Source organism: Limnothrix sp. FACHB-406, assembly GCF_014698235.1.
In the GTDB taxonomy this organism is placed as follows: domain Bacteria; phylum Cyanobacteriota; class Cyanobacteriia; order CACIAM-69d; family CACIAM-69d; genus CACIAM-69d.
The window spans coordinates 1-19,964 of sequence record NZ_JACJSP010000022.1; the positions used below are offsets into that span (position 1 = coordinate 1).

Genomic DNA, 19,964 nt, shown 5'->3' on the forward strand with positions numbered 1-19,964 from the left:
TTGTACAGCCACTCATCCAAGGAAGCAGCTTCCCAGATGGGGTAGAAGTGCAAACCGATGGCGTTCGACGAGGGGATCACAGCACCAGAGATGATGTTGTTTCCGTACAGCAGCGAACCAGCCACGGGTTCGCGGATGCCGTCGATGTCAACCGGGGGAGCGCCGATGAAGGCGATGATGTAGCAGATGGTTGCGGTCAGCAGGTTGGGGATCATCAACACACCAAACCAACCGACATAGATCCGGTTGTTGGTGCTGGTGATCCAATCGCAGAAGCGATCCCAACTGCTACCACCTTGACGGGTGATCGTTGCAGTCATTTGTAAATGAATCCGTGTTGAAGAATGGAAATGAGGCAATTGGAAATTGATGAATTATGTCAATCCAAATTGCTTTTTAGATCCTAGAGACTTACCTTCCGTAACGTCCACGAAGTTGAATATATTTTTATGAAAAAGCTTGATTGAATTTAAAGTAAAACAAACAACGATTGAGTTTCGTAAAATTAATAATAAGCAATGTAAATGAATCTAAAGAAATTGTTACAAAGCAATGCCGCACAACGGAGAGAGTCGATCGAACGCAGCTCGTGATACTAAGCCGATCGCGCGTGATCAACGGCGATCGAGCGCGTTTGAACAAGTTTTTTAATGAAGTGCGTTTGATTAGGCGTGTTTAATTAGGCGCATTTGATCAAACACGATTGAACAAGATTGAAATTGAGCAAAACCGAACGATCCGGCAGGTCAATCCCTCGCCGTCACCGAGCAGTGATCAGCTCAGGCAGGTTGCAAAAACCAAAGCCCCGTATAGGTCATGCCGGAATTATCCGGTTGAATAAGCAAGAAGTGCAGGTGGCGCACGGTGGACTTTCGAGACTCAAACGCGAGGCCAGCTTGGCGCAATTCCGAATCTTGGCTGGTGGCTAAAATCCATCGATCGCACAGGCCGGCTTCCAAGATTACCCCATCCGGCTCGCCGGGCACGAAGCTGAGGGCAACGGGCTGCACACCATTGAGCCATTGGGCCAACGCACGCGATCGCCGCCCACCGTTCACCACAACCCCGGGAATAGGAGCCTTGGCAGACAATCCCAGGCGATCGGGAAATAATTCCGAAGGGCGATCGCCGTAGGGGATGGGCCGCTGGGCTAACTGCCGAGCCAACACCTCCGCCGACAAACTGGCAAACCCCCAAGAATCCCCCCATAGCGAGTCCGCCAGGGGCAAAGGTGGCGGCGAATCGATCGCCAAGGGATCGTAAGGCTGACCGGTGGCCGGGTCGAGCAGGGTGGACTCGATCGCCCGTTTTTGCAACCAATCCTTCAGCGCTTGGGTGCGGCGGGTGGCGGTCACGGGCCAACCCAACCGCGAAGCCGCCGCTTCCACCAAACTCAGGGATTGGGGCCGAAACACACAGAGCCGATCGGGCGGGGTAGCATTGTCACCCATAGCCGCCACCAGCCGCTCCGTTAACCAATTGGTGTCGATCGAGCTTTGGGGGCAAACATCTCGAAACACAAACGTTTGGGACCGATCGCACAGGACTAATTCCCAAAGGGGTTGCCCTGCGGTGTCGGTCATGGGCCGACGATAAAAATCGACTTCCCAAATTTGTTGATTGATGGGTTGATTGGTCACCGGTTGATTTGTCACTGGTTAATCTGTAATTGGTTAATTAATTGGTTGATTAATCGCTGAAACCGTCGGAAGCACAACAAGTTTGAACCCCAAAGTCTGAAACACACAGAGCAGGCAACTTCCATGGCTCGATCGTTGGTGCTGGTGAATTCTCCCCAAGTGACCCGTAACAGTCGATCGCCCCTGTGGGCCCTTCTGTTGGGCGTTGCGTTAACCGGCTGTGGCGGGGGCAGCATGGCCAACAAAGCCGCCGCACCCATGCCCGAGGCCATGGCTCCCGCAGCGGGCGGCCAAGAGCGCCAGGCATTAGCCCCCAACGATAGCGATTTGGCGGCCAATGCGCAGTCGCCCCCCAGCCCGATCGCCCAACCGCAACTGATCAAAACCGTCACCCTGGCCCTGAAGGCAGATTCGGTCACCAAAGCCCTGGAAGCCACCCAAGCGATCGTCAAGGAAAATCAGGGCGATGTGATTAGTCTCAACGATCGCCGCACCGACACCAGCCGGATCGCAGAATTACAGTTTCGGGTTCCCGCCAACCAACTCGATCGCGCCGTGGCCGCCGTCACCCAATTGGGTTACCTGCAAAACCGAGCCATGCAAGCGGAAGACGTGACTGATCAACTGGTGGATGCCGATGCCCGGTTACGCAACTTGCGCCGCACCGAAGACAGCTTGCTCGCCTTGCTGCAAAAATCTGGCTCCGTGCGCGACATTTTGGCGGTGAATCAACAGGTCAGCCAAACTCGCCAACAGATTGAGCAAATTGAAGCCCAACTGAAAAATCTGCGCACCCGCGTGGCCTATTCCACCGTGAACTTAACGATCGAACAGAGCGTGGCTGGTTTGGCCGATGCCAACCCCATTACGGCCCAGTTGGCGGAAACCTGGGGTAAGGCGACGCAATCGGTGGGTCAAGTCACGATCGGCCTCTTGCAAATCACCCTGTGGCTGTTGGCCTACACCCCCTATTGGTTACTGTTCGGGCTGGGCATTTGGGCAATGCGCCGCTGGGCCCTTCGGCGGGCCCAAAATCAATCCGCCAACCATTAATTCACGACCAATTCACGACCAATTCACGACTCATTCACAGTCCTTGATTCATCAATTCATCGATTATTCACTCACCTATTCATGGATTTATTGGCCAATCAATGGGTTTGTCAGTCAATGCATTTGCCAATCAATGCATTGGTTAATCGCTTGCCCTAAACCCCGACACAGTTCGTCGGCAAAGGAACCGCAGTCAACACCTCTCGCAGGTCGTTGATGACGCGATCCTGTTGCTCTGGGGTCAGCTCTGGGAACATGGGCAAGGACAAGACACAATGGCCCAATTGCTCGGAAACGGGCAAAGATCCCGGCTGATAGCCCAAGTTGGCGTAGACCGCTTGTAGGTGCAGCGGCAGAGGATAGTAAACCGCTGTCCCCACACCGCGATCTTGCAGGGCTTGCCGCAACCGATCGCGCAGTTCTGGGCCAGCGCTGCCCTCGCCCACTTGGATTGTGTATTGATTCCAAACGCTAGTTCCACCAGCGATCGCCTGGGGCAAACGCAGGCCCGGCAAACCGGCGAGACCCTGTTGATAGCGCTGGGCGATCGCGGTGCGCTGTTGGTTCCACTGATCGAGCGATCGCAACTTAATTTGCAGAATCACCGCCTGAATGGCATCGAGGCGACTATTCACCCCGATCGCCTCGTGGTAGTAGCGTTGGCGCTGGCCATGCTCCCGCAACATCCGCAAATCCGCCGCCAGTTGAGGATCGTTCACGGTCATGGCCCCGCCATCGCCGCAAGCGCCCAAATTTTTGGTGGGATAGAAACTAAAGCAACCCACGTGGCCAATGCTGCCCACCCGTCGATCGCCCCACTTTGCTCCCGTGGCCTGGGCACAATCTTCAATCACCCACAGGTTGCTGGCCCGGGCGATCGTCATCAGCCGCTCCATATCCACCGGCTGGCCAAACAGGTGTACGGGAATAATCGCTTTGGTGCGCGGCCCGATCGCCCGTTCCACCGCGTCCAGATCCAGGTTAAAGGTCTCCGCATCCACATCCACAAACACCGGAACCGCACCCACTGCGCTCACGGTTTCCGTGGTGGCAATGAAGGTGAAAGGCGGCACAATCACCTCATCCCCCGGGCCAACACCCAGGGCCCGCAACGCCAAATACAGAGCATCGGTTCCGGAATTACAGGCCACACAGAATTCCGTACCCACATAGCGGGCAAAATCCTGCTCAAAGGACTCGATCGCCGCGCCGCCAATGTATTTACCGGAAGCCAATACCTCCAAGACCGCCGCATTCACTTCGTCGCGAATTTGCGGAAATTGCTCCGTTAGATTAAACGCAGGAACGTTACTCACCACGCACACCACACCATCACATTGATTTTAGGGTGACATCCTTCCTGCCTTGAAGCAACGGGGCAAGGGTTAATCAATACCTGAACGAATGCCTACACTGCTGAATCAATTGCTGGGATGGCAACGGAATTCTGACTATGCTATTTTATTCATAGTCGGTATGAGTTTAGATAAAGCATCCATGACCAGCGCCGCTTCTGCACCCAACACCGTTGAAAATGTCGTGATCATCGGTTCCGGCCCCGCCGGTTACACGGCTGCCATCTATGCCGCTCGTGCCAACTTGAAACCTTTTATGTTTGCGGGCTTCCAGGCGGGCGGTCTGCCCGGTGGCCAACTGATGACCACCACGGAAGTGGAAAATTTCCCCGGCTTCCCGGAGGGCATCACGGGCCCACAATTGATGGATCGGATGCGCGCCCAGGCGGAACGGTGGGGCACGGAGGTGGTGACGGAAGATGTCACCTTTGTGGACTTGAGCCAGCGGCCCTTTGTGGTGCGATCGACCGATCGGGAATTGCGAGCCCACAGCGTCATCATTGCCACCGGAGCCACGGCCAAGCGGCTGGGGCTGCCCAGCGAAACGGAATTTTGGAACCGGGGCATTTCCGCCTGCGCCATTTGTGATGGAGCCATGCCCATGTTCCAAAACGCCGAGCTGGTGGTGATTGGTGGGGGCGACTCGGCCGCCGAAGAAGCGATGTACCTGACGAAATATGGCTCACGGGTGCATTTGTTGGTGCGATCGGACAAAATGCGGGCCAGCAAGGCCATGCAAGACCGGGTGTTGGCCAATGCCAAGATCACGGTTCATTGGCACACCACCGCGATCGATGTGGTGGGGGACGAAACGGGCATGACCGGCCTACGGGTCCAGCACCAGCAAACCGGCGAAGAATCAACGATCGCCGCCCGTGGTTTGTTCTACGCGATCGGGCACAAACCCAACACCGATTTGTTTGTGGGGCAGCTTGACCTAGACGAGGTGGGCTATATCAAAACCCGTCCCCACAGCGTGGAAACCAGCGTGGAAGGGGTGTTTGCGGCCGGTGATGTGCAAGATCATGAATATCGGCAAGCGATCACGGCGGCCGGAACCGGTTGCGCAGCGGCCCTGTTGGCGGAACGGTGGCTTTCGGCTCAGGGCTTGGCCCAGGAGGTGAAGCGCGACAGCACCGAGCCAACGGCGGCCTCCGTGACCGAAGACAAGCCGATCGTGGCGGATACGGAAGAAACTTTCAATCCACAAGCCACACGCCACTTTGGCGGCTACGCGGTTCGCAAGCTTTACCACGAGACCGATCGCCCCTTGGTGGTGAAGTTCGTTGCCCCCGATTGCGGCCCTTGCCACATCCTGAAGCCCATGCTGGATAAGGTGGTGGATGAATTTGAGGGGCAAATCCACTTTGTGGAGGTGGATGTGAAGGATGAGCCACAAATTGCCGAAGGGGCGGGGGTCACCGGAACGCCAACGGTGATGATTTTCCACAACAAGGCCAAGGCAGCGGAGTTTCGCGGCGTGAAGCAAAAGAGTGAGTATCGCCAGGCGATCGCCCAACTCCTGAGCTAAGTTGCCATAAGGCGATCGAACGATCAGACCCAAGGGAGACTGGTGCGATCGCCCAAACCCGATTGGGAAATCCAGCGCTTGTTCCCCTGCAACAGGGTGTGACAAGCCCAAGCTGGATCCGTGTTGGGGTGATCCACTCGATAGTGACCGCCGCGACTTTCCGTTCGGAACAGGGCACTCTCCAGCAACGAGGTGGCCACATCCAGCAAGTTGCGTGTTTCCACCCACTGATGTACCGCCGAGATTGCGCGATCGTCCAAAATTTGGCAGGTTTCACCCGGCTGCAATTGGGTCAACAATTGTTGAATCGGCAAGTTGCGCAGGGTGGATTGGGCCGCTTGCAACTGGGCGATCGCGTCGATCAGGGTCGATGATTTGCGACAAATGCCCGCCGCACTCCAAACCAGCTTGGGCAAATAATTTCGCCAGTGCGCCAAGTCCGGCGATGGCTCAAAGGCGATGGTCGGCAGCGACAAGCACCGCTCGATCGGCAGTACCGACCCTTGGGCCACGGTCAAGTTTCGGAACTGGGCCCCAAACACAATGCATTCCAACAAGGAATTACTGGCCAAGCGATTGGCCCCATGCACCCCGGTGCTGGCGGTTTCGCCCACGGCATATAGCCCCCCTAAGGAGGTGCAATTGGCTCGATCGGTCGCAATGCCCCCCATCCAATAGTGGGCCGCGGGCGACACGGGAATCGGCTCCCGCAGCGGATCGATGCCCCAATCACGACAAGCCTTCAAGATATTGGGAAACCGGTGCAAAATTTGCGCTTCGGGAATGGGTTGTAAGTCCAACCACACCCGATCGCCCCCATGCCGTTGCAAGTGGGAATAGACGGCCCGACTGACTGCATCACGCGGGGCCAACTCTCCCGCTTCATGAAAATCAAAAGCAAACCGCCGCCCTTGGTCATCCACCAAGTGGGCCCCCTCACCCCGCACCGCCTCGCTGATGAGAAAGTGCGGTGCGCCGGGAATATCCAAGGCCGTGGGGTGAAACTGCACAAATTCCAAGTCGCGCAGCACGGCCCCAGCGCGATAGGCCATGGCCACGCCGTCGCCCGTGCTAACGCTGGGATTGGTGGTGTGGGCAAAAACCTGGCCGCCGCCGCCCGTGGCCAAGATCGTGGCTCCGGCCGCCAGCCACCGCAGTTGCCCTTCCTGCAAACAGGCAATTCCTTGGCAACTTTGTCGATCGGGGGTCAGCCACAGGTCAATCGCCAGGGTTTCCGACAGCACCGTAATGTTCGATCGCTCCAACACCCGCGCCACCAAGGCACTCACCACCGCTCGCCCCGTTGCATCCGCCGCATGGAGCACCCGCCGTCGGGAGTGAGCCGCCTCCAGGGTGACGGCCAACTGTCCCTGATCGCGATCGAACGCCACCCCCAGTTCCACCAACTGCGCCACGCAGGCCGGCGCTTCCGCCACCAAAAATTCCACCGCCACCCGATCGCACAGGCCCGCCCCTGCCGCCAGCGTGTCGGCCACATGCAACGCCACCGAATCATCGGGAGCCGTCACCGCCGCCAGCCCCCCTTGGGCCCAATCACTCGCCGATCGCGACACCGTGGCCTTGGTCACCACCGCCACCGACAGCTCAGCCGGTAAACAGAGGGCTGAATATAACCCCGCCGCCCCACAACCCACCACGATCACATCAAAGCGATCGACCGTTGGGCGCTCAATTTCCACAGCCGGCAAAGGGTCATGCATCATTGGGCACAGAAAGCTAAAAATCGTGGGATTGCCAAGCAAAAGCGCCACAGCCAGCGATCACCGCCGCCAAGCCGCAACAGACGCTGCATGTCTCGGATCACTGCCCGAGACCTAACGAGATTCAACCAGATTTAAGCAAAAGGCGATCGCGCCGGGAGCTAAACCACCGCTGCGCAATCGCCTTTAATAATCTAGTTCACGGATTCCGGATACGGGAATTCCGAGTGCGGGGCCCCAAACCCGATGGAGCAATCAAACCGGCCAAGCCGATCATCGGGCGGGGTGAGTCACTATCTTCGGTTCCAGTGGCAATATTGCGATCACCGGAACCCTTGATTAGCCCTTTGATTAGTCTTGGAAACCAATCAGGGGCAACCTAACGTTATTTGTAAACGCCATCGTTAATGCGGTGATCCCCTTCATTGAAGATCGGATCCTGTTCCGTCACCGTGAAGGTGCCCGCATCCAAGTAATCCTTTAAAAGGCTCTGTTGCCGATCGCTCAGGCCGCCAATCTTCAGCACTTCTTCCGGCGCACTGTAGGGCGCATTCGCAATAATCTTTTGCGCCAACGTCGGGTACAGACCCCGGTAAGCCTTGAAGTTGCTGATATTGGTATTGTTCAAATCAATTTTTTTGCCAAATTCCGTCGCCAACTTGGCATCGGCATTGTTTAAAGATGCTTCAGCCCATGCAGCCTGAGGATAGCCCGCGCCAATCCACGTGAGCGCGACCAGGGCGATCGCAAATACCAGGCGAACAAACCGTTTCATGAGAACCGGTACCTCCTTACAAGACACAGCAAATCATGGCGGAACCACCAACGCGATCGCGCTTCGCTCTCAGTTACCCATGGGCACCGAGACTGGGCAACGGCCTTCGCTGGTGAAAAAGTCGAATAATATCACCAGTATCTCAAGTTTCGAGCCACCTGCGACCGGGCTGATGGAAGCCCCACCAACCTTTTTCGCTATTGCTCGCAAACAGACAAACGGGCGAGAGCCAGTCGAGAGCTAATTGTTGCATAGATTTTGGGCGTGCGATCGCCCATTCTTGACTGCCACCCTTAGGCCCAACAGGCTCCCGAGCCTTAAACCATCGCTTCCGCCCGTTGACTATTCTTCAGGCGCAATTCCTCCGCCAAGAACTGCTGCACTTGCTCTTCAATTTCCGATCGCACAATTTCGCGATATTCCATGAAATGTTCAATTTGGGCGCAAACCGATAGATAGCTGCTGATGCCACCGGGGTTATGCCGCCACATATTCCAAAGGTTGCGCCAGAACTGCCAGCGCGTTTTCCGCAACGCCCCCTGCCGCCAACAAATGGTCAGCAATGCCCGAACCGTCACCCAGTTAATGGGCTTGCGCGATCCCTTGCCCTTCTTGGGATAGGTCGCTTCCCCCAGCAAGCGGAAGTGGCGATAAACCCGATCTAAAAACCGTTCCGGATCGTAGAGTTCATAGAAAGCCGCCACATATTCCCGCGCAATGTCTTCGAGGGGGCGCGTGGGCACAAAGTTCATCAATGTGGTTTGGTTGATGTTGGCCGACTTGCTGCGCAGCCGCCCTTCCCGCTCCAATCGATGCCAAAGGGCCGTATCCGGCAAGGCTTGCAACATGCTGAACAGGGCGGTGGGAATTGCCGTTTTTTCCACAAATTGCACAATTCTTGCGCCCGCACCGGCTTTTTCCCCATCAAAACCGATGATAAAACCGGCCATCACCCGCAGGCCCGATCGGGCAATGGCGATCACCGCCTCGCTCAAGGAATCTCGGGTATTTTGATGCTTTTGGGTCAGGGTCAGGCTCTCCTCATCGGGCGTTTCAATGCCCAAAAACACAGCCCCAAAGTTGCACTGCACCATCATATCCATCAGTTCTTGATCCTGAGCCAAGTCCACCGAAGCTTCCGTGGCAAAGGAGAAGGGATATTGATGCTCCACCATCCAAGGCAACAGCTCTTTTAGGAACAGCTTCACATTGCGTTTGTTGCCAATGAAGTTGTCATCCACCATGAAGATGCTGCGCCGCCATCCCAACTCATACAGGTAGTCCAATTCTCGCAAGAGTTGTTGAGGCGTTTTGGTGCGCGGCTTGCGACCATAGAGCACAATAATGTCGCAGAATTCGCACTGGAACGGACAGCCCCGCGAAAATTGCACCGACATTTCCGCATAAGCATCAAATTCCAGCAGGTCGAAGCGCGGAATGGGCGTTTCGGTTACGTCGGGCTTCACCCCGTTGGCGCGGAAAGTGCCCGCTAGCTCGCCTCGTTCGATCGCCTCCACAAACAGGGGCAGGGTAATTTCCCCTTCATCCAAAATCAGATAATCGGCCCCCACATCGCTCACTTCCTGCGGCAGGGCCGTGGCATAGGGGCCGCCCACGGCAACCCGTTTGCCCCGTTGTTTTGCGGCTCTGATGCGATCGAGCAAATCATCTTTTTGCACAATCATCGCCGACAAAATCACCAAATCAGCCCAATCCCACTCCGCTTCGGTGATGTCACGGACATTACAATCCACCAGCTTAAAATTCCAGCTTTGGGGCAAAAGCGCCGCCACCGTCACCAATCCCAAGGGCGGGAGCATTGCCTTGCGATCGAGCAAGGCTAGGGTTTTCTCAAAGGACCAAAAGCTTTTCGGAAAAAGAGGATATAGCAGCAGGACGTTCATCAAAAACTCCAGGAATGATCATTCCTTATGGTTGTTTTTTGGATCGCTGTTTGAAAGAAATCAGTGACTCAAGCCAGTAAAATTTGCCAATAGTTGCCAATAGTCGATTCTTTGTCCCATTGCTTGGATGCAAAACCCAACAAAATTTCATTCCACTATAGCAACAGAAGCCCAAAATCATGGTTAGGGTCCTGTTGAGTAATACCGTTTGCGCCCATGGGATTGCACCGACATTACATCCCTAGGTGTTGGTGGAGATTGGCCAAAGTTTTGAATCTCGATCGAGAACAATTGACCAACGATCGGCCCTAGGATTTTCCACACGGTCCTGGTCTTCATCTCAATTCGCCAGTTAGACCAAACTTGGGTCAAGGGAGGCAATTGATTGGATTTTAATTTGGATTTTAATCAAGTTGAATTTTAAAAATCCAGTTCCAGGGATCGATGATGGGCGGTTAAAAACCGATCAAGATTGTCGTAGGTGGCGGCATAGGTGACGCTTTCGGTGTCATAGCCCTTGAGGTTTACGCGATATTCCTGAAAAATCTCGCAGGCAGAGCCATTCAAGGCACAGAGATACTGGTAGGTGGTTTTCCCGATCGCCACGTCCAGTTGCAATTCCTTGGTGCAAGACTCTAACCGAAAGGCGGCGTTCACCGTGTCGCCCAGGGCGGTGTAATCAGGGCGATCGTTGCTGCCGGTGTTGCCAACCATGGCATAGCCCGTGTTGGCCCCGGTGCCAATTCGCAACGGAAAGGGCAAAGGATAGTGCAAATGCAAGTCGCGGGTCATTTTTTGCAGTGCATTGACCGCCTCAAAAATTTGCAGCACTTCCCGGGGACTCACTTCCTGTTCCCCGTGAATCCACACGGCCATCACAGCATCGCCGATATATTTATCCACCCAACTGCCGGATTCACGGATGATGTTGCCCGCTTGGCGAAACCAAGTCCCGATCGCCTCCGAGAGGACTTTTTCGTCCGTCTGTCGGGTCAGCCCCGTGAAATTCCGAATATCAGCCACCAAAATCGTGATCAGCCGTCGCACATGGAGCGTTGCAGTCACAGAAAATTCAAAACTATCGCTGGTGCTGTAGTCCCGATCGTGGGCGGGCGCATAAAAATCCAGTTCCGTTTGGCCAAAGGTCAGGCGATCGCCGCTTTGCAGGGTGACGGGAATGCTCACCCGGCGGCCATTCACGAAGGAACCATTGCGACTTCCCAGATCAATCAAATAGAACGCGCCATCCTCCATGCACTGGAGCATGGCATGGTTGCGCGAGATCCAAGGATCGCCCAGCACAAAATCATTGTCTGGGCTACGACCGATCGTCCAGCAAGCGCTACCGACAAGGGGTAAGTACCGGCTGCCGGATTCGGTTCTCAGAATTAAATGCGGACAGGGCTGGAGCGTAACCACGCGCGCACAAGTGAAAGTCCTGGAGACTAGGTGTTGTTTTAGTCCGGCACAATATACACCGCCATTGACAGCTCCTCCGTACAGCCTGTGCAGATTTTGGGCTACGCCACGGTTGGGGCCAACGGGGCCGAGTAGGCAAATTAGGCAAACAGGGCACTCAGCCAGAATAGGCCATCGACAAAGAGAGTGCCCAACAGGGCCGCACTAAACACCATCCAGCCAGCATCCTCGGATCGCTTGGCCCACCAACCCGCGCCCAGGCCAGCAAACAGCAACGTACCCGCCAGCAACGCGGCCCAGCCCAGGCCAAAGGGGGTATGCATTTTGGCCAAGGCTCCGTGCAGGATCGGGGCAACGGTGTGAAGATCGGCACTTTCGGCGGCGATCGCCTCGCGCCAGGCGGGCATCAGATCCACGCAATAGAAATAGCTATCGGTGATGGCGGTTCCCAACAAGGAGCCGAGATAGAACAGGCTGCCAATGCGTCCCCAGCTCGATCGCACGGAGATTAGCGCCAGGGGCAGGGCGATCGCCTCCATGGGCAGGTGGACTGTGGGTTCCCAACGCAACCAGCCCCAATAGAGCGAACCCGCCAGCCAACTCCAGCTAAACCCCACCAACAGATCGCCCCAAACCCGCCACTTGGGCGACTCCAGCCACCGGGCCCCCAACAGGCTCCAAACCAGGGTGAGGGCGGTGCAAAGGATGGGAAACGATCGCACCAAGGGGGCTTCCACAAACACGGGGCCCGACACCAGGAACAACCCCGCCACAAACATCCAGCCCAAGGCCACGGGCGATCGGCTGGCGATCGGCGGGGCAGGGGGAATCAGGGTTGTCTCATCAGGGCAATCACTAGCCGAGGCATCCGCCGCCAAATTCGCGGACATCAAACGACCGGGGCCAGCCGATCGGCGAAACGGCGTAATGGCGCTGGCAGAGGAGGGATAGGCAACCAAAATGAGAAAACCTGCGACTTTGGTTAGGTTTATTAATTTTTATCTTTAGTTTTCTTAACATACCATAGCCCCCACGGTGCATCACCGATAGCAGTTGGTTTTCGAGATGCGGCAAAATCAGCCACAATATCAGCCGCGATTGGAATGATGGCGGAGGAACGCCGTTGGGTAGCATGGCAAGGAAGGCGGATTGCGAATCAAGGACATCGTATTCAGTCCTTAGCATCAGTCCTTAGAAATTCAGCAGAAATTCAGAACAGTGGTTGAAGGTGCTGAGCATTTTCAGGCATGGTTGGGGCCAATCAGGTTTAACGATGGGTAATTCACAGCAAGGGCGATCGAGCAGCAAAGGGCAGAGTCAAATCAAGCGGGTTTACCGCTGGTGGGCCGGGATGGGGCTGGGGGTTTGGCTGGTGGGCTTGGGGGCTGCGGCCCAAGCGGCTGACCCAACGGTTCCGGTGAGTGATGGTGTGAGCTGGCTGGAGGCGATCGGTCTGGGGCTGGTGCAAGGGCTGACGGAATTTTTACCGATCAGCAGCACGGCCCACCTGAAGGTTGTGCCCGTGGTGCTCGGTTGGGGCGATCCGGGCGTGGCCTACACGGCGGTGATCCAACTGGGGAGCATCGCGGCGGTGCTGACTTATTTTTGGGCAGATTTAACGGCCCTGGCGATCGGGTCGGCCCAAGCCATTTCCCGCAAGGATTGGGGCGATCGGCAGTTTCGGATTGCCCTTGGCATTGGTCTGGGAACGTTGCCCATTGTGGCTGGCGGCTTAGCAATTAAGAAATTCATCCCCGATTTTGACAATTCCCCGCTCCGGAGCTTGGGGGCGATCGCGATCGCCTCGATCGTCATGGCCCTGCTGCTGGGTTTAGCGGAAGTGACCGGCAGCCGCCACCGCCACTACAACTCCCTGGGGCTGAACGATGGATTAATTTTAGGGGCGGCCCAGGCCCTGGCCCTGATTCCCGGGGTCTCGCGATCGGGATCAACCCTGACGGCGGGCCTGTTGTCCGGCATCGATCGGGCGGCGGCGGCGCGTTTCTCCTTTCTGCTGGGCATCCCCGCCATTACCCTGGCGGGGTTGGTGGAACTGGTGGGTGTTTTGAAAGAAGGGTTGCCGGCCGGTGCGGGGTTGTCGCTAACGGTGGGCGTTGTGGTGGCGGCGGTGTCGTCCTATGCGGCGATCGCTTGGTTGCTGAAGTTTTTGCAGACCCAAAACACTTGGATTTTTGTGATCTATCGGTTGATCTTTGGGGTGGCGATTTTGGGGTCGATCGGGTTTGGGTGGCTGCCCAATCAATAACCAGTTTCCATTGCCAAGGTGGCCTTGACCTGTTTTAGGCGATCGAGCAAGGCCAGGGGCAATTGAAATTGATTTAAGCTGTCGCGGCGTTCAGCCCTGGTACTCGGGGCGGGGCCATGGTAGTCACTGCCGCCTGTGGCCAACAATCCATAGCGATCGCACAGTTCCAAAAGGCGCTTTTGCTCCGTCAGGCTGTGGTTGGGATGATAAACCTCCAAGCCCAACAGCCCCGCCGCCACCAGTTCCGGCAAGGTGTCTTCCACATTGCCCCCACGAAACAGGTAAGGATGGGCCCAAACGGGCACGGCCCCAGCCGATCGGAGCAGGTTCATGCCCTCCACGATCGAAAATTTGTCGTACTGCACATGGGCCGGGCGATCATCCCCCAAAAATCGGGTAAACGCTTCCTGGGCCGACGTGACATGGCCCGCCGCCACCAGCGCTTGGGCGATGTGCGGTCGGCCGGGAGCCATGTTGCCTGGTAATTCCGGCAGCTCGATCGGGTAGCCCAACTCCGCCAGCTTTTCCGCCATGCGTTGGGCCCGCTGGCGACGGCCGGCCAAGCGCACGGCCAGCGGTTCATGAATTCGATCGCGATCGGGATAAAACCCCAAAATATGGAGCGATCGCCCGTTGTGAACCACGCTCAGTTCCAACCCCGGCACAATTTCGAGCCGATCGCCCGCCGCCTCGATCGCCTCATCCAAACCAGCGCAGGTATCGTGATCCGTAATGGCCAGGGCCCGCACCCCCGCCTCGATCGCCGCCGCCACCAACTCCGTCGGAGTCAGCGTGCCATCGGAAAACGTCGTATGACAATGCAATTCCAGCAAAATTTCCTCCTGCCCCTTTTGCCCATTCCTGTCTAGATTCTGATCTGGATCAGATCCAGGTCAGAATCCGAATCTTTCTGAATCTTGGCTACTCCTGGCCCAGTCCCCGGCAGTCGTCGCCAAACCTGAGACAGGCTTCGGGGTATCTGTTACAAATCTTCACCAAAGCTGCCACCGATTGACACCCCCGACCAAGGCCTTTTGTGGAGAATCTGGGATCAGCAACAGCCCTCTGAATCGATCGCCCCTAAGTAAACCCAAGCCAACGATTTCCCGATCGACGAAAACCGACTGGGCAATGGTTTGACCCCATTTTTGCTAAGGGGTCTCGGCCCATTCCAGCCCCGGGCGATCGCCCCAATCAGGGGTCAATTCGCCCGAAGGTTTTGCCGCGAAAAAACTTTGGTAGAGTGGAAACGATATTCCGATACTCTCGATATTATGAGCGTAGTTAGCCAAGTCATTCTGAAAGCCGACGACGAGCTTCGCTACCCTAGCAGTGGCGAGCTTAAGAGCATCTCGGAATTTTTAAAAACCGGCGAGCAGCGTATTCGGATTGCCCAAACGCTGGCCGACAGTGAGAAAAAGATTGTGCAAGAAGCCAGCCGCAAGCTGTGGCAACGTCGTCCGGACTTTATTGCTCCCGGCGGCAATGCCTATGGCCAACGGGAGCGGAACCAGTGCCTTCGGGACTATGGCTGGTATCTGCGACTGGTGACCTACGGCGTGTTGGCGGGCGACAAAGAACCGATCGAAACCATTGGTCTGGTGGGCGCACGCGAAATGTACAACTCCTTGGGTGTCCCGCTGCCGGGGATGGTGGAAGCCGTGCGTTGTCTCAAGGAAGCCACTTTGGGCCTTCTGAGCACCGAAGATGCCGCCGCCACCGAGCCTTACTTCGATTACATCATTCAGGGAATGGCGGCCTAGGGCCGTTCCTTCAGAGACCAAAAACCCATGAAATTTGGTTTGCGTTCAAGGTCGTTTTCGGGCGATCGTGGTGGGCGCAGGCTGCAATCACAGGGGGTGGAGATGTGGGCTGCATCTCTACCCCTTTGCGTGTCTGAGGCTGGCTGAAACGGCTGCTCTCGGCCCACATCTGACCAAACAGAACGCTAGCAGCAATCCAGCATTAGCAAGAATTAGAACCAAGAATTCAGAAATTAGAAATTAGAAATTAGAAATCAAAAATCAGGTGTTTGTCCCCTGTAGGTGCAATTAGGCGATGGTTTGTGGATTTTTGAACTTGTGCAAACCGGCGGGCTTCACGTCCCACGATTGCGTGGCCAAAGTACGGCGGCTGACGCGGTGCAAACGGACGGGCCATGGGGGCACGTTGGATCCGGCCGCGATCGGGGTGTTGCCGATCGCCCTGGGGCCCGCCACCCGTCTGTTGCAATTTTTGCCGGGGGCCAAATCCTACGCAGCCACGGTGCGCCTTGGCATCACCACCACCACCGATGACCTGGAAGGGGAAGTGCTGACGGCGCGATCGCCCGAGGCCTTAACCAGCCTCACCTTAGAAGCCATTTCCAGCCAAATATCGCAATTCATCGGCCCAATTCGACAGATTCCCCCCCAATACAGCGCTATTCAGGTGGATGGGCAGCGGCTCTATGATTTAGCGCGACAAGGTAAGACCGTGGAAGTGCCGGAGCGACAAGTGCAGGTCGATCGAATCACGATCGAGGCTTGGCGACCAGGAGCCGAACCGGAGTTGGACTTAACCATCGACTGTGGCCCCGGAACCTATATCCGCTCGATCGCCCGAGATCTGGGCGCGGCCTTGGGCGTGGGGGGCACGTTGGCCCATTTGAAACGAACGGCCAGCGGTGGCTTCACCTTGGAAGACAGCCTGACACTGGAGCAATTGGAAGCGGCGATCGGGCAAGGGTGGCAACCGATCGACCCAGCCTTGGGCTTAACCCATCTGCCCACGGTGACCTTGGCGGAAGAGGCCGTGAAGCGCTGGTTTTTTGGCCAAGCGATCACCCTCGCGGAATGGCCCCCAACACCGCAATGCGGCGAATCCCTCAAGCAAGAGCAAACCGACCCGATCGCCCGTGTTTTGGATCAGTCCGGTCGGTTGTTGGGAGTTGGGGCCCTAACGACGGAAGAGGCGGGGCCGCTATTGGCTCCGCGTGTCGTCTTGCCAGCCGATTGAAATGCCACGGGCCCGATGACGACACAGGCCATGCAGGGCCACTTGCAGAGCATAGCCAAACCACTTCAAAACCAATCGGCTTCGGGATCGGAATCTATTCCAGAATTCATGCCGGAATTAAGGCCGGCCTGATTAACCGAGGGGAATTGTTTTTCCAGGGCAGCCCAGTCCATTTCGGAAGCCGGCCGATCGGTCGTCAGTTGCCCTTGCGTTAACACCCAACAGCGGGTGGCGATCGGGGCAGCCCTCAGGCCGGCGATTGTGGTGGCGGTGCAAACAACTGCGGCGGTTTGGGAGCTGAATGCTTGATTTTGCAGCAGGTTTTGCAGGCGATCGCTCTGTTCCTTGGTTAAGCCCTCAAACCCATCGCCCAACAGCAACACCAACGGTTGCAACAAACTAGCCCGCGCGATCGCCACCCAATGTTGCTCGGCGGCGGTCAGTTGAAAGGCTTGGCGGGTTAACCAACTGGCGGGAATCCCAAAGCGATCGCAGGTTTCCTGAATGGCCGCCTCGATCGCCCGGGAGTCTTGGCCCAGCAACGCCAGAGGATAGGCGAGGGTTGCCGCCACCGTCGGAGCCAGCAAGGTCGATCGAGGAGCCACCCAAGCCACCCGCCGCCGCAGGGCAACGGGATCCAGCGTTTGCACCCGCTCTCCCTGCACCAGCACATCGCCAGCCGTTGGCTCCGACAGCCGCACCCACCAGCGCAAAATCTCCGGGGCCTGTGCCCCCACAATCAACAGCCGCTCTCCGGGTTCGATCGCCCCCGTAATCGGCCCCAAGGGCGATCGACCGCCTTGGGTTGCGCCTTGGCAAGCTAACAGGGGCGATCGAGGGGTGGCTGCATCCATAGCAATTGGGTTGGATCGTTGGTTTTGGATTGTCGGTTTCGGATTGATTGTCTATGCCGTTGTAACGACATTCAGCCCAGGTCTAGCCCATGGCCCATGGATGAGGTCGCTGGTAGAAATATTTGCGGGAAATGCTCACGGGAAATGCCGACGAAAAATTTCCGCGAGAAATTCTGAGAAACCCAATGCGGGATTGGGCGGGTTTTCTGTCAAAATAAGTGCCAAGAAATATTACAGAACGTTATCAAAATTAGAGAGGTCGGTGATGGCGTTTTTCCGGCAGTATGTGGCTCCCTTCCTGGTGGTGTTGATCTTCGCGGTGGCATTGATCGCCGTGAGTGCGCGGATCTTCTTGCCCAATGATTTGGCCGCGCCCGCACCGATCGGGGCGATCGACTTCCCTTCCCCCATTGCTCAACAAACTACGCCCTCTGCACCGTTGCCGCCTTCCCTGTCTGCGTTGGTGCAAGGGTCTGCGCCCGATTTGGATCTCTCTGCCAGTTTGTAGCCTGCGGGTTGAAGTCTGCGGACTAATGCCGCCATGAATCAGCCATCCGACCCAGGGCCGGAGCCTGGGATGGGGCAACCATCCAATCAGTTACCCACAGGCTACCGATTACGGCGAGGGAGCCGGGCCGATCGCCCCCAATTGTTGGCGGGCTTGGCGGCCACCTACCGAGAGCTAATGCCCCTGAGTCCAGACCCAACAGCGATCGCCCTGTTGGTCGATCGGCTCTGGACGGCCGATGGGCAACTGTGGTGGGTGGAAGCGGCCACGGCTCAGGCCAGTGACGGTCAATCTAACGGTCAATCTTGGGTTGCGGGTCTGTGGTTGGGCTGGGCGATCGACCCAGAAACCGGCCAACGACGGGCTCAACTGCTTTGGCTCTATGTGCAACCGGCAGAACGGCGGCGCGGTTTGGCTCGGGCCCTGCTGCACCAAGCGGAACAGCAGGCCAAACAGGCCGGTTGTGATCGCCTGGGGCTGCAAGTGGGAGCCAGCAACCAAGCGGCGATCGCCCTTTATCAATCCTTGGGCTATCAGACCCGATCGCTGGAGCTAGTGAAATCCTGGGATGGGGCGGCGGTCAGGGACGCAGACGCACCGGCCACGCCGTGATAGAGCGAACCCAGGCCCCACAGTTGCCAAAACCAACGCACCCGCACCAACAAAACCAGGGTTAGCCCACAGCCAACCCCCATCGCCCGCCGCCAAACCGATCCCCCATCCCCGATCGTGGTTGGCCCGCCTGCCAGGGTCATGTGCATCCCGATCGCCACCAGGGCCGGAATGGCAGCCAGGTGTAAGGTGCGCCAGTGGGAGCCTAACCAGCGCATGGCTCGATCGAAACTGGTGAGGGCCAACAACGTTAGCAGCCCGATCGCCCCCACACCGGCCCAAATCCCCACCTGCTGGCGAGGGTGCAAAAAGCCCACCGCCCCCCAGTCCCAATCCAGGGAGTGATCGAGCATGTGGCCCGTATGGGCCAGGGCCAACAACCAAGCGCCCACCCCGATCGCCCGACGATAGCGCAGGGGGGCCGCCCACAACCGACTGATGGGCCGAGCGATCAGGGATAAACTCAGCAGCACCAAGGAACCATAGCCCGTCAGATCCTGCATGGCGCTGGTGCGGCCCAGGGTTAACAGCCCGATCGCGATCGTCACCCAACCGGCCATCCGAAAGAGTTGGCTGCGTCGATCTTGGCCAATGGAGCCAGCCCAAGCGCCCGTTAAAACCATGGTGGGCAAGGTTCCCAGCCCAAAGACCAGCATGGTCAGGCTGCCCCCGATCGCGCTGCCCGTTTCCGCCGCCTTAATCTGGGCCGCATACAAAAATCCACAGGGAATTAGCCCCCAAACCAGCCCCACGGCCAACGGCATCCACCAACGGGTTTGGCCAGCAATGGTGAGCATGGTTTTTTCGAGGCGATCGCGTTGGGGCCCCCGGGCCAGGGGATGCCAGAGCGGCAAGCGGGGCAACCATTGGGGTCGCACTTGGGCAAGGCCAAACCAAATCAACATTAACCCCGTCAGGACGCTCAGGCTTTGGCGCAGGGGGCTATCAATCCCCGTCAGTTGTCCGCCCGCCACCAGCAAAGATCCCAAACTCCCGATCGCCCCGCCCGCCACGGCATAGCTGAAAATTCGCCCCAAATTCAGCAACAGATGGAAGCGGCCCAACTGCCACCAGGTTTTGGCTCCCGCTTGCGGCAAGGATCGAGGGTCTCCCGACAGAGCAAAGGCCACCGCCAAAGGCCCACACATACCCGCACAGTGACCAAAACTACCCAAAAAACCCAGCGCCCAAATCAAGCCCCAGTCAAGCATCTCCCCAGATCCTGTTTTCCTGTAGTTTCCCAATGGCCCCCGGTCGATCGCTCCTGGCAACCGAAAACCTGAGGTAGTTCTAGTTCTCCGCAATGGCGCTGTTTTGGTTGAGTTCTGA

The 19,964-nt window shown here is 57.2% G+C and carries 17 protein-coding genes and 1 pseudogene; 7 read left to right on the top strand and 11 right to left on the bottom strand.

The features are described from left to right. Both H6G53_RS16455 and H6G53_RS16460 read right to left on the bottom strand, forming a co-directional pair. Positions 1–320, bottom strand: a pseudogene (locus H6G53_RS16455) (photosystem II q(b) protein); the annotation flags it as partial. A 459-nt stretch (positions 321–779) separates the two neighbouring features. Beyond that, entirely contained in the window at positions 780–1,655 is an 876-nt protein-coding gene (locus H6G53_RS16460; protein WP_370567851.1) for a Tab2 family RNA-binding protein, read from the bottom strand. A 108-nt stretch (positions 1,656–1,763) separates the two neighbouring features. Here H6G53_RS16460 and H6G53_RS16465 point away from each other — a divergent pair, with 108 nt between their 5' ends. Then, positions 1,764–2,693 carry a DUF4349 domain-containing protein gene (locus H6G53_RS16465; protein ID WP_099531813.1) on the top strand — a complete coding sequence of 310 codons (930 nt, stop codon included), beginning with the start codon at positions 1,764–1,766 and terminating at the stop codon, positions 2,691–2,693. Positions 2,694–2,848: 155 nt separating this feature from the next. Here the strand turns inward: H6G53_RS16465 and H6G53_RS16470 are convergent, their stop codons facing one another. After that, positions 2,849–4,021, bottom strand: coding sequence for an aminotransferase class I/II-fold pyridoxal phosphate-dependent enzyme (locus H6G53_RS16470; RefSeq protein ID WP_190534808.1), 1,173 nt, complete (start codon positions 4,019–4,021; stop codon positions 2,849–2,851). Between the two features lie 148 nt (positions 4,022–4,169). Between H6G53_RS16470 and trxB the strand changes: the two genes are divergently transcribed. Then, positions 4,170–5,579: a thioredoxin-disulfide reductase gene (gene trxB / locus H6G53_RS16475; RefSeq protein ID WP_099531811.1), complete on the top strand. Its 1,410-nt coding sequence runs from the start codon at positions 4,170–4,172 to the stop codon at positions 5,577–5,579. A 23-nt stretch (positions 5,580–5,602) separates the two neighbouring features. Here trxB and nadB read toward each other — a convergent pair whose 3' ends face one another. The 5 genes from nadB to H6G53_RS16500 all read right to left on the bottom strand — a co-directional run bounded on the left by nadB (position 5,603) and on the right by H6G53_RS16500 (position 12,357). Further along, positions 5,603–7,303 (bottom strand): L-aspartate oxidase, encoded by a 1,701-nt coding sequence (gene nadB, locus H6G53_RS16480; protein ID WP_242030707.1) that lies wholly within the window; start codon positions 7,301–7,303, stop codon positions 5,603–5,605. A 382-nt stretch (positions 7,304–7,685) separates the two neighbouring features. Then, on the bottom strand, positions 7,686–8,075 hold the full coding sequence (gene psbU, locus H6G53_RS16485; RefSeq protein ID WP_099531810.1) for a photosystem II complex extrinsic protein PsbU: 390 nt from the start codon (positions 8,073–8,075) through the stop codon (positions 7,686–7,688). 317 nt (positions 8,076–8,392) lie between these two features. Then, complete coding sequence (locus H6G53_RS16490) at positions 8,393–9,979, bottom strand: B12-binding domain-containing radical SAM protein (protein WP_099531808.1); 1,587 nt, start codon at positions 9,977–9,979, stop codon at positions 8,393–8,395. A 420-nt stretch (positions 9,980–10,399) separates the two neighbouring features. Further along, positions 10,400–11,398 (bottom strand): adenylate/guanylate cyclase domain-containing protein, encoded by a 999-nt coding sequence (locus H6G53_RS16495; protein WP_099531807.1) that lies wholly within the window; start codon positions 11,396–11,398, stop codon positions 10,400–10,402. Between the two features lie 140 nt (positions 11,399–11,538). Further along, entirely contained in the window at positions 11,539–12,357 is an 819-nt protein-coding gene (locus H6G53_RS16500; protein WP_199309291.1) for a DUF3120 domain-containing protein, read from the bottom strand. 392 nt (positions 12,358–12,749) lie between these two features. Here H6G53_RS16500 and H6G53_RS16505 point away from each other — a divergent pair, with 392 nt between their 5' ends. Next, entirely contained in the window at positions 12,750–13,664 is a 915-nt protein-coding gene (locus H6G53_RS16505) for an undecaprenyl-diphosphate phosphatase (RefSeq protein WP_190534883.1), read from the top strand. Here the strand turns inward: H6G53_RS16505 and H6G53_RS16510 are convergent. After that, positions 13,658–14,497, bottom strand: coding sequence for a PHP domain-containing protein (locus tag H6G53_RS16510; protein ID WP_190534811.1), 840 nt, complete (start codon positions 14,495–14,497; stop codon positions 13,658–13,660). The two genes, H6G53_RS16505 and H6G53_RS16510, sit on opposite strands and share 7 nt — an antisense overlap. A 441-nt stretch (positions 14,498–14,938) precedes the next feature. Between H6G53_RS16510 and H6G53_RS16515 the strand changes: the two genes are divergently transcribed. After that, positions 14,939–15,427: an allophycocyanin subunit alpha-B gene (locus tag H6G53_RS16515; protein ID WP_099531803.1), complete on the top strand. Its 489-nt coding sequence runs from the start codon at positions 14,939–14,941 to the stop codon at positions 15,425–15,427. Between the two features lie 295 nt (positions 15,428–15,722). Next, the gene (truB, locus tag H6G53_RS16520) at positions 15,723–16,661 is read left to right on the top strand and encodes a tRNA pseudouridine(55) synthase TruB (protein ID WP_190534814.1); all 939 of its coding nucleotides are present in this window, start codon (positions 15,723–15,725) and stop codon (positions 16,659–16,661) included. Positions 16,662–16,726: 65 nt separating this feature from the next. Here the strand turns inward: truB and H6G53_RS16525 are convergent, their stop codons facing one another. Further along, entirely contained in the window at positions 16,727–17,515 is a 789-nt protein-coding gene (locus H6G53_RS16525; RefSeq protein ID WP_190534816.1) for an ATP-binding cassette domain-containing protein, read from the bottom strand. 265 nt (positions 17,516–17,780) lie between these two features. Between H6G53_RS16525 and H6G53_RS16530 the strand changes: the two genes are divergently transcribed. Next, positions 17,781–18,023: a hypothetical protein gene (locus H6G53_RS16530; protein WP_099531800.1), complete on the top strand. Its 243-nt coding sequence runs from the start codon at positions 17,781–17,783 to the stop codon at positions 18,021–18,023. 69 nt (positions 18,024–18,092) lie between these two features. Beyond that, positions 18,093–18,635, top strand: coding sequence for a GNAT family N-acetyltransferase (locus tag H6G53_RS16535; RefSeq protein ID WP_190534819.1), 543 nt, complete (start codon positions 18,093–18,095; stop codon positions 18,633–18,635). Here H6G53_RS16535 and H6G53_RS16540 read toward each other — a convergent pair. Then, positions 18,557–19,846 carry a sulfite exporter TauE/SafE family protein gene (locus H6G53_RS16540; protein ID WP_190534822.1) on the bottom strand — a complete coding sequence of 430 codons (1,290 nt, stop codon included), beginning with the start codon at positions 19,844–19,846 and terminating at the stop codon, positions 18,557–18,559. The two genes, H6G53_RS16535 and H6G53_RS16540, sit on opposite strands and share 79 nt — an antisense overlap. Between the last annotated feature and the right edge of the window lie 118 nt (positions 19,847–19,964).

Excerpts from the sequence above, each read along its gene's own strand:
- H6G53_RS16465 (WP_099531813.1), top strand. The coding sequence starts at position 1,764 with ATGGCTCGATCGTTGGTGCTGGTGAATTCTCCCCAAGTGACCCGTAAC.
- trxB (WP_099531811.1), top strand. The coding sequence starts at position 4,170 with ATGAGTTTAGATAAAGCATCCATGACCAGCGCCGCTTCTGCACCCAAC.
- nadB (WP_242030707.1), bottom strand. The coding sequence starts at position 7,303 with ATGATGCATGACCCTTTGCCGGCTGTGGAAATTGAGCGCCCAACGGTC.
- psbU (WP_099531810.1), bottom strand. The coding sequence starts at position 8,075 with ATGAAACGGTTTGTTCGCCTGGTATTTGCGATCGCCCTGGTCGCGCTC.
- H6G53_RS16490 (WP_099531808.1), bottom strand. The coding sequence starts at position 9,979 with ATGAACGTCCTGCTGCTATATCCTCTTTTTCCGAAAAGCTTTTGGTCC.
- H6G53_RS16505 (WP_190534883.1), top strand. The coding sequence starts at position 12,750 with ATGGGGCTGGGGGTTTGGCTGGTGGGCTTGGGGGCTGCGGCCCAAGCG.
- H6G53_RS16515 (WP_099531803.1), top strand. The coding sequence starts at position 14,939 with ATGAGCGTAGTTAGCCAAGTCATTCTGAAAGCCGACGACGAGCTTCGC.
- truB (WP_190534814.1), top strand. The coding sequence starts at position 15,723 with ATGGTTTGTGGATTTTTGAACTTGTGCAAACCGGCGGGCTTCACGTCC.
- H6G53_RS16525 (WP_190534816.1), bottom strand. The coding sequence starts at position 17,515 with ATGGATGCAGCCACCCCTCGATCGCCCCTGTTAGCTTGCCAAGGCGCA.
- H6G53_RS16530 (WP_099531800.1), top strand. The coding sequence starts at position 17,781 with ATGGCGTTTTTCCGGCAGTATGTGGCTCCCTTCCTGGTGGTGTTGATC.
- H6G53_RS16535 (WP_190534819.1), top strand. The coding sequence starts at position 18,093 with ATGGGGCAACCATCCAATCAGTTACCCACAGGCTACCGATTACGGCGA.
- H6G53_RS16540 (WP_190534822.1), bottom strand. The coding sequence starts at position 19,846 with ATGCTTGACTGGGGCTTGATTTGGGCGCTGGGTTTTTTGGGTAGTTTT.